Origin of the sequence: Neobacillus jeddahensis (assembly GCF_000612625.1) — a bacterium.
GTDB lineage: Bacteria > Bacillota > Bacilli > Bacillales > Cytobacillaceae > Neobacillus > Neobacillus jeddahensis.
Genome location: NZ_CCAS010000042.1, coordinates 25,681 through 34,389 on the forward strand (window position 1 = coordinate 25,681; position 8,709 = coordinate 34,389).

The 8,709-nt window shown below is 35.2% G+C and carries 11 protein-coding genes; 9 read left to right on the forward strand and 2 right to left on the reverse strand.

Annotation, left to right across the window (positions count from 1 at the left end):
- Positions 1-32 precede the first annotated feature (32 nt).
- Positions 33-380, reverse strand: a complete 348-nt coding sequence (locus TY15_RS16460; RefSeq protein WP_040208562.1) for a helix-turn-helix domain-containing protein — start codon at positions 378-380, stop codon at positions 33-35.
- A 258-nt stretch (positions 381-638) separates the two neighbouring features.
- Here TY15_RS16460 and TY15_RS16465 point away from each other — a divergent pair, with 258 nt between their 5' ends.
- The 9 genes from TY15_RS16465 to TY15_RS16510 all read left to right on the forward strand — a co-directional run bounded on the left by TY15_RS16465 (position 639) and on the right by TY15_RS16510 (position 7,612).
- Positions 639-1,400: a SipW-dependent-type signal peptide-containing protein gene (locus TY15_RS16465; protein WP_040208563.1), complete on the forward strand. Its 762-nt coding sequence runs from the start codon at positions 639-641 to the stop codon at positions 1,398-1,400.
- A 36-nt stretch (positions 1,401-1,436) separates the two neighbouring features.
- Positions 1,437-2,009 carry a signal peptidase I SipW gene (gene sipW, locus TY15_RS16470; RefSeq protein WP_040208565.1) on the forward strand — a complete coding sequence of 191 codons (573 nt, stop codon included), beginning with the start codon at positions 1,437-1,439 and terminating at the stop codon, positions 2,007-2,009.
- Between the two features lie 85 nt (positions 2,010-2,094).
- A complete protein-coding gene (locus TY15_RS16475) occupies positions 2,095-2,718 on the forward strand; it encodes a TasA family protein (RefSeq protein ID WP_040208568.1) in 624 nt (207 codons plus the stop codon).
- A gap of 164 nt (positions 2,719-2,882) precedes the next feature.
- Positions 2,883-3,548, forward strand: a complete 666-nt coding sequence (locus TY15_RS16480; RefSeq protein WP_244440946.1) for an LPXTG cell wall anchor domain-containing protein — start codon at positions 2,883-2,885, stop codon at positions 3,546-3,548.
- 488 nt (positions 3,549-4,036) lie between these two features.
- Complete coding sequence (locus tag TY15_RS16490; RefSeq protein ID WP_040208570.1) at positions 4,037-4,288, forward strand: DUF2535 family protein; 252 nt, start codon at positions 4,037-4,039, stop codon at positions 4,286-4,288.
- A 141-nt stretch (positions 4,289-4,429) separates the two neighbouring features.
- Positions 4,430-5,272: a DegV family protein gene (locus TY15_RS16495; protein WP_040208573.1), complete on the forward strand. Its 843-nt coding sequence runs from the start codon at positions 4,430-4,432 to the stop codon at positions 5,270-5,272.
- Positions 5,273-5,388: 116 nt separating this feature from the next.
- Positions 5,389-5,967 carry an SCO family protein gene (locus TY15_RS16500; protein WP_040208575.1) on the forward strand — a complete coding sequence of 193 codons (579 nt, stop codon included), beginning with the start codon at positions 5,389-5,391 and terminating at the stop codon, positions 5,965-5,967.
- 235 nt (positions 5,968-6,202) lie between these two features.
- The gene (locus TY15_RS16505) at positions 6,203-7,027 is read left to right on the forward strand and encodes an SGNH/GDSL hydrolase family protein (RefSeq protein WP_040208576.1); all 825 of its coding nucleotides are present in this window, start codon (positions 6,203-6,205) and stop codon (positions 7,025-7,027) included.
- Between the two features lie 6 nt (positions 7,028-7,033).
- Positions 7,034-7,612 carry a YpmS family protein gene (locus tag TY15_RS16510; protein WP_040208577.1) on the forward strand — a complete coding sequence of 193 codons (579 nt, stop codon included), beginning with the start codon at positions 7,034-7,036 and terminating at the stop codon, positions 7,610-7,612.
- A gap of 95 nt (positions 7,613-7,707) precedes the next feature.
- Here the strand turns inward: TY15_RS16510 and TY15_RS16515 are convergent, their stop codons facing one another.
- The gene (locus TY15_RS16515; protein ID WP_040208579.1) at positions 7,708-8,463 is read right to left on the reverse strand and encodes a DUF4397 domain-containing protein; all 756 of its coding nucleotides are present in this window, start codon (positions 8,461-8,463) and stop codon (positions 7,708-7,710) included.
- Positions 8,464-8,709: the final 246 nt, after the last annotated feature.

Genomic DNA, 8,709 nt, shown 5'->3' on the forward strand with positions numbered 1-8,709 from the left:
CCACATTCATGTTTAAGAGTGTGGGCTTTTCTTTAGCTTTTATTCTGTTCTTTTATCCAGGTTTTGTATTTTATGTAGTTCAGGTATTCCTGGAAATCCTCTTTTTTTAATCCATCTTTAATTGCTCTTTCAATTAATTTTTTCCATTCCTCATCAAGTTCTGTTATGGAATGTCCCTGTGTTCTTATATCCATTATTAAGCTATCAAGACTAGTTTCCAGTGGTTCTGCAATTTTTTCTAAAAATTGAAGCGATGGATTCGATTGCAATCCCCGTTCTATTTGACTTAAGTAGGACTTTGAAACATCAGCCAATTTGGCTAACTCACTGATAGAATAGCCTTTTCTCTTCCTCATCTCCTTAATTTTATTCCCAATCATAGATTCATACCCCTTCATTTTTACTCCACTTAGGTCTAGGTGTATATGTACATTATAAAGAACGAATATTTTTTTATAAAATACGAAATAGTGAGAAAATTAGAGATAATCAGAGATAATCCAACAAAAATGTTCTTTATTAAGAAAATTCGAAGGAATTTGGACTTTTTCAAGTTCGTTATTTTGTCATATACTCAAGTCACAAGTTCTTAATAAGGAACAAGCGGTATAAATAAGTCTTTGAGGAAGTTGATGGAAATGAATAATAAAGTCACCAACTTCGTTCTTAATAAACTACATATGTGGGTTCATTCATTAAAAAGAACGAATGAGGGAGGGAGAACAATTCGAAATACCCGATTGAAGAAATTTAGAAAAAAGGGCAAAAGGTTAATAGTTGCTGCTCAGATTGTTGCAGTCTGGTATCTTCTGATTCTAACTGGTTCGTATCTTACATCTGACACCGGTGCCTACTTTAATGATGTAGAAAAAATTAGTGGAACAATTAGTGTTTCAGAAGATTTTTGTAAAGATGCTAAAAAAGGATCGGATTTTTGGCACAAATATTGTAAAGACAACGCTGGTCTCGGAAATGGTCCTGACAAACCAGATGTAGACACGGGTGAACATACGGATCCTGATAACCCTGGCCATAATAAAGATGATTGTGACGATCATACGAATGCACCATGCTCAGATCCAAATAAAGATAAAGGTAAAGACATTGATAAACAACCTGAAATTGATAAACAACCTGAAATTGTTAATAATCCACCCGAAGATGTCATGAATTTGATAGGAAATCGGAATGGAAATAGTTCAAATATAAGTTTGTCATGGAAAAATCCTTCTGGTATTAGTCACGTAAGAATTTATATCGACAGTCAGACTACACCATTACAGGATAATGTAAAAGGTGAAAATATTAAATTAACATCGGATGATGAAGTCACGTATCGATTGACCACAGTTGATAGTTCAGAAAAAGAATCAGCAGGTGTGACTGTTACTGTTAAATAATCAGAAATATTTGAAAGGAAAAATGGTGATGTTTATATGAAAACTAAAAAGGTTTGGAAAGTAACAAGTAATGTAATTACAGGAATTTTGTTCTTACTTCTTATATTCATGATATTTGTAGTTGTATCGTCTAAGGCTTCAGGTGGAGAACCAAATTTCTTGGGATACCAATTAAAAACTGTCTTATCTGGATCAATGGAACCAACATTTATGACTGGTTCAATAATTGCAGTTAAGCCAGTTGAAAATCCAACTAGTTTAAAAAAGGATGACATCATTACTTTTAGAGAGGCAGAGAATAAATTAATTACTCATAGAATTGTTGAAGTTAATAAAAATGGGGATCAAACCATGTATGTAACAAAAGGAGATAACAATGAAAATAAAGATGGTGATCCAGTGTTATCTCAAAATGTTGTAGCGAAATACTCCGGGTTTACAATCCCATATGTTGGATATTTCTTAGATTATGCAAAGTCAAAAACAGGAACTGCGTTGTTGCTAATTTTACCTGGACTACTCTTACTAGGCTATTCTGGATTATCAATTTTTAAAGCCTTAAAAGAAATTGAAAAGGGAAAAGGAAAAGAAGTTGAAGAAACTGTTTAACGGTTGCACTCCTTATGTAAACCATAAGGGTTCAATATAAAACTACATACCTCATAAGGTGAGGGGAAAATTGGAGGAGAAAAGAATGGGTATTAAAAAGAAATTAGGTTTAGGTTTGGCATCTGCAGCATTAGGTTTGTCATTAGTAGGTGGAGGAACATTTGCTTACTTTAATGATGTTGAAACATCGAATAATACTTTCGCGGCAGGAACATTAAATTTAACGCTTAATCCAACACAAATGTTTAAGATTCAAAATATGAAACCTGGCGATAAAATGTTCAAGCGATTCAACCTGAAAAATGATGGCAGCTTAAATATCAAAAATGTTTTATTACAGACTGACTATACAGTTCATGATGCAAATAATAATAATGGCACTAGTGATTTTGCTGATGATATTGAAGTTACATTCTTAGAGTATGAAGGTGCTTGGCCTGGAAATCCACCACTTGATCAATGGGATGATCTTCAAGGGGTAAAAGTAGTATCTAAGATGACATTAAAACAGTTGAGTGAATTGGATCCTGCAGACCTTTCAACTGTAGCTAATTTACTTCCACAGGGCTCACTTGCACCTAATAAAGATGTCTATTTAACTGTACAACTTGAGTTTAAGGATAAGGGAAATCAAAACCAATTCCAAGGAGACAGTTTAGATCTTGATTGGACATTCACAGCAAATCAAGAAGCAGGAACTTGGAAATAATCCTAATTAATTTTGGAAAGGAAAGAAAGCCACAGGCTTTCTTTTCCTACCATTTATTAGTTATCGTAAATATATAAGTTTGTTATTTGTAAATTGACGATAACTAATAAATCTACTGATGGAGTACACTGCAATCAAAATTGTAAAAAAAGGAGTGGGAGATCTTGTATCGGAAAGATGACGTGAAAATGGAGGGGAAAATGAAGAAAATACTGCCAAATAATAATAAAATGATAATTCTCACCCCATTTTTAATAGTTATTTTGTTTTTATTCCCATTCGGTAGTACATTTGCATCGCAATCTTTAGAGGAGATTGATCTTATGACTACTCCTGAAAAAATCCTATTTAATGTTAAAGATTTTAAACCAGGTGATAGGGCTACTCGTACAATTAAAATAAAAAACAATGGAAAAGAAGATTTTAATTACCTAGTGACAGGGAAGTTAAAATCAGGTTCAGAGAAACTATATAATGAATTATTACTCACTATCACCGATAATGAGGGGGCGATTTTTAGAGGTAAACTCAATGAGTTTAAAAAAATTGAGCCGAGATCATTAAGTAGTACGGCAGAAGAAGAATTAGTTTTTAATGTTGTATTCCCACAGGAATTGGGTAATGACTTTCAAGGTCTTAGTAGCGAAGTCGAGTTCAAATTTTATGTTGAGGGCACTTTAGGAGGCGTGTTACCTGCAGACGGACCAAAACTCCCTGAAACCGGAACCAATATGTTTAATATTCTAGTAGCTGGCGCCGTGCTAGTTTTAACGGGATCGATTATTCAATTCATTATTAAAAGAAGAAGAAGGATGGAAAGACGTGTATAAAAGACCTTGGTAGGTAAATTCTCTATGATCAAGGTCTTTTTTTACAATAAGTGTACATAAACTATAAAAATACGAAATTTAAATAACAGGAGTGGTCCTCTATGTTTAAAAAATCCTGCCCCAAATGTCATCAACCGTCTTTCAGTAGCTGCGATTTCGGAACGTGGATTTGCCCGAATTGTCATAACGATCTTACCCAAGCTAAATTGTATGATGCTGAAACAGGTAAACAGAAGAAACCACAGTTATTTCTAATCAAAAATAGTTACCTACAAAAAAATTCTACATTGAACTCTAACATAAAACCCTACATATTCAAATCCTTCGACTAAAAGACAGAGCATCCAATGTTCTGTCTTACGTTATTTTTAAATCATCAAATTGTGAACAAATCACAAATATTAATTAAAGCCAAGCATAAATAGACACTTTTCGAGGATTAATGGGTGTATAATTTAATTAAACGGGTGAAAAAGAGGATTGATATTTTGTTAGTCAAAAGCATAGAGTTCAAAAATGCTGTTGGACAGAAGGTTAAAGTCATGGATATTCCTGTATTGGAGGAGAATAGCTCTTTTAATTTTATGATTCAAGTCCGTTTACAGACGTTTCTTGCGTCGATTGAAAAGGAATGTAAGCCTAAAAAATGCTACTCTTTTAAAGAATATTTGAAACAGGTTATGAAATGGCCTGATTACGAACAATTGTTTAACCTGGGAGAGCTAAAACATAATGCATAATTCGCCTCGAGCATCAGTAACGATGCTCTTTTATTTTTTTCGATGGTAAATATACTAATCTTTGTTAGAATAGAGATAATGTGTTTCATTACAACAAAAAGCCTGTTAAATTCAAAGCAGTTATCGTAGGGAAGTGAATGTATGAACAAGATAAAAATAGTTACCGATTCAACCTTGGATCTATCAACAGAATTGGTTGAAAAATTAGATGTCGTTGTGGTGCCTTTGGCCATCAATATAAATGGTGAATCCTTTTTAGACAGGGTTGATATTGACCCAGTTGAATTTATTGAAAGCATGAGCCGTTCGAAGGAATTACCGAAAAGCTCTCAGCCTCCAGTTGGAGTTTTTCTCGAAACCTATGACCGCCTCGGAAAAGAGGGTTACGAAGTTATTTCCATTCATATGACGGGTAAACTGAGTGGAACGGTTCGCTCTGCTGAAAGCGCTGCCCAGATGTCAAACACAAATGTAACCGTGATCGATTCTGAGTTTATTTCGAAGGGGCTTGGTTTTCAAGTGAGGGAAGCAGCCCAGATGGCGAAACAGGGGAAAAGTAGGGCAGAAATTCTTGAACGACTACAGAAGGTCCGTGAACATACCAAACTGTACATTATGGTTGACACGTTAGAGAATCTTGTTAAGGGTGGAAGAATTGGAAAGGGTAAAGCCTTTATTGGTTCCTTATTAAACATTAAACCGGTTGCTTCACTTGAAGGGGCCGAGTATACTCCAGTCACAAAGGTTCGCAGCCATTCACAGGTGGTGAAATTTATGGCGAAGCAATTTGCAGAGGATATTAAGGGGAAAACCGTCCGTGGAGTTGGGATAGCCCATGCTGAAGCTTATGAGCTTGCAGTGAAAATTAAAGAAAGTATTTTTGAAATGACTGGTTGTCAAGACGTTGAGATTGATTACACCGGCCCCATTGTCAGTACACATACAGGACCAGGGGCACTAGCTCTCATGTATTATTATGAATAAATAAATCTTTGAATAGAATGGTGCCTGACACCAATGACTAAAGCTTGTTGCTTTCATCTTCCTACTATCTTTGTTACACTAATCCCGTATAGAATTGAAAAGTTGTGGGTGATAGGATGAAGGTTCGTTTTTTGGTATTATTTATTGTCATAAGTACGCTTGTAATGTCGGCATGTGGAAAAAAGGAAATTGAAAATGCGGTGAACTGGCCAGTAAAGGATTTTTCTGCAACAACGCAAGAAAATAAGCCATTTGGCTTAAAAGATTTGAAGGGAAAGATCTGGATTTCAGATTTTATTTTTACTAGCTGCGCGGATGTTTGTCCACCAATGACCTCAAATTTGGTTAAATTACAGAAAAAGGTCAAAGATGAAGGTCTGAAAAATGTAGAATTTGTTTCCTTTAGTGTCGATCCAACGGTGGATTCACCCGAGGTACTGGACCGTTATGCAAAGCAATTTGGCGTGAAGTTCGAAAATTGGACTTTTCTAACAGGTTATAATCAAGCCTTTATCGAAGAGTTTGCAGCGAAAAATTTTAAAACAATTGTCAAAAAGCCTGCAGAAGGAACACAAGTGATTCATCAAACCTTCCTTTACTTAGTGGATCAGGATGGAAATATTATAAAGACATATAGTGGATATAAGGATGTACCATTTGATGAAATAATGAATGATATTAAGGCATTACAATAGACCTTTATGGGGTCTATTTTTTTTGGTACGAATAGGATGTAATACATATATGTTTTGATTAATACGTGTCGTGTTATAATAAAGTAATACTCACTAGGAGTAAGAAAGGCAGATGCTCTCCTAAAAAAGAAGCATTTTTTGGGACATTTACAATAATGTATACCAAAGAAAGGTTTGTTAAGGTACCTTTGCTGAGGTTGAATGAAAAAATAGTTTAGAAGGTAGGTGAATATAAATGAAAAGGTTTTTCCCCCTTCTATTTCTTTCCGTATTAGTCTTAAGTTCATGTGGTCAGTCTGACACGTTGTTACTACATCAAGAAAAGAAAGTCTCTGCACAGGTTTTTGAACAAATTCCAGCTGATTTTTTTCCACGAAAATTAACAGTAGTATCTGCGGGTGATTCACTGACCCAGGGAGTTGGAGATAGTACAGATCAAGGAGGATACCTTCCCTATCTGAAAACAATGCTCGAAAAAGAAAAAGGAATTAAAGAAGTGGACTTTTATAATTTTGGGGTAAAGGGAAATCGGACGACTCAACTATTGAAAAGACTCCATTCACAGGAAGTCAAGTCTGTATTAAAGCAGGCAGATTTGGTCATCCTAACAATCGGCGGAAATGATATTATGAAAGTCGTGAAGGATAATATTTCAAACCTGCAAGTATCAGACTTTATGAAGGAAAAGGAATCCTATCGGAATCACTTGACGCAAATTGTCGAGTCAATTGTCGAGGAAAATCCTAACGCATCAATTGTGTTGGTGGGTCTTTATAATCCTTTTTCAGAGTGGTTTTCGGATATAAAAGAAATGGATGAAATTGTTGCTGAATGGAATGAAGCAGGGCAAAGCGTAATTGCCAATTATCCAAATGGCTATTTTGTTAAGATTGAGGATGTATTCATAGATGCAACTGAAAACCTATTGTTTACAGATCATTTCCATCCAAATGACAAAGGATATAAATTGATTGCCGAGAGGTTAAATGAAACGATGGGAAATAGGGTAATACCTGACCTTGAGAAAAAGCCATACACGGTCAGCGCTGAGGAGAATTAGAATTAGATGAAAAATAAGTGGAAAATAGGATTCCTGGTCTTATTAGGAATTAACCTTTTAATTGCTATTATATTATTATCACTAGCTTTAGCCCCAATGGATGAAAAGGAAATTAGTAAAAAAAATGTTTCAACAGATGATTATGTTTCTTTCCATGTAAATTCAAATAAGTATGATTTAAATAGACTGATCAATCACTATTTGAAGGAGGAGGCAAAGGATTCCCCGATTGACTATCGGGTAGTCTTAGGGGATGAGGTTGAACTTTATGGAACGTTACCATTTTTCAGTGAAAAATTAAATTTGAAACTGACCTTTGAGCCCCAAGCTGAAAAAAATGGTGATTTGGTCTTAAAGCAAAAAACAATGTCTGTTGGTAAGTTACACCTTCCTATCTCATATGTTTTAAATTATATTAGTGATAATTATAAGCTGCCTTCAGGAGTTGATATTAGGCCGAATGATCAGTTGGTCTATGTTCACATGCAACAATTAAAATTAAAAAGTGACCTTAAAATTAAGGCTGACAAATTTGATTTAAAAAAAGATGATATAGCTATTACGATATTAGTTCCTGTAAAATAGGTGCCTCGCTCTGTCGGGGCACCTTTTTCTGTTGATAGGAAAGTGTAACTACGCCTCTGTCTTCGCCTTATGGATCGCCAATCGGCGACATATCTTTATGGTTCTTTTAAAGTGATAAATTGTAACTCTGTTGGGTCATCGGCTAAGCTCAGTAAGACGATCGTGTAGCTTTCATTTGCCCTAAAATGTGCCTGTGGCATTGGTAAGAGTTGCTCTTTGCTTCCTGCTACACGTGCTTCTAAATCAACAGTCATGGGTGTTAACCCTAAATAACCTGTAGCCTGTTTATAGGAAACCTGAGGGAAAATGACATCTCGATCCTTGACCGCAATATCAAGGGGTGGGGTATCTGGTGACAAGTGAATAAAGCGAACTTTTGCTTCATTTACTGGAACCTCCGCATCGTTTAAAAAAACGAGCAAACGCATTTTTTTCACAGGGTTAATAGTGGCTAATGTGTATGATTTTCCAGCTTCAACGGTTATCTTTTTATTTAAGATACTATCAACCATATTTCCAGCAGGATAAATATCAATATGGTATTTGCCAGCTTTTAATGGTAAGACCTGGCTTACCTGTTTACAGGATAAGTCCCTATAAACTCTATTCCCATTTATATACACATCAATTTGTGCTGCATCTGGTGTGGTGTGAAGGAGACGAATTTTAGCTTCGCCCTGTGATGATTGGCTGTATGTCCGCAGGATATTCATTGCCTTGTTCATGTTTTTATAATGCTTAAGATAGAAATGCATGTGTAAGTTGGGGTTTGTGTATTTATAAAACTGAGCTAATAAATCATACATAGCAGCTTTCTGAAGATAATCAGCTTGGTTTCTCTTCTCGGTCATGTTTTCAACTCCTTACAGTAGATTACACTTATAATTTATTCAAACATATATAGGTAGGTGTCTACTCTTCAAAGATGGAAAATAGGGCTATTTGTTTATAGGTGGATAAATTATTATTAAGATATGACCAGCAGTTAACGATGAAACAGCGGGAAATTCACTAAAATGAATGGCCGAACCACACCAGACTGGCGATATTTATTTTGTTCAGTCACGAGATTTTATTTTTCAAATAACATTCGGTAT

Excerpts from the sequence above, each read along its gene's own strand:
- TY15_RS16500 (WP_040208575.1), top strand. The coding sequence starts at position 5,389 with ATGAAGGTTCGTTTTTTGGTATTATTTATTGTCATAAGTACGCTTGTA.
- TY15_RS16510 (WP_040208577.1), top strand. The coding sequence starts at position 7,034 with ATGAAAAATAAGTGGAAAATAGGATTCCTGGTCTTATTAGGAATTAAC.
- TY15_RS16475 (WP_040208568.1), top strand. The coding sequence starts at position 2,095 with ATGGGTATTAAAAAGAAATTAGGTTTAGGTTTGGCATCTGCAGCATTA.
- TY15_RS16460 (WP_040208562.1), bottom strand. The coding sequence starts at position 380 with ATGATTGGGAATAAAATTAAGGAGATGAGGAAGAGAAAAGGCTATTCT.
- TY15_RS16495 (WP_040208573.1), top strand. The coding sequence starts at position 4,430 with ATGAACAAGATAAAAATAGTTACCGATTCAACCTTGGATCTATCAACA.
- TY15_RS16515 (WP_040208579.1), bottom strand. The coding sequence starts at position 8,463 with ATGACCGAGAAGAGAAACCAAGCTGATTATCTTCAGAAAGCTGCTATG.
- TY15_RS16465 (WP_040208563.1), top strand. The coding sequence starts at position 639 with ATGAATAATAAAGTCACCAACTTCGTTCTTAATAAACTACATATGTGG.
- TY15_RS16505 (WP_040208576.1), top strand. The coding sequence starts at position 6,203 with ATGAAAAGGTTTTTCCCCCTTCTATTTCTTTCCGTATTAGTCTTAAGT.
- sipW (WP_040208565.1), top strand. The coding sequence starts at position 1,437 with ATGAAAACTAAAAAGGTTTGGAAAGTAACAAGTAATGTAATTACAGGA.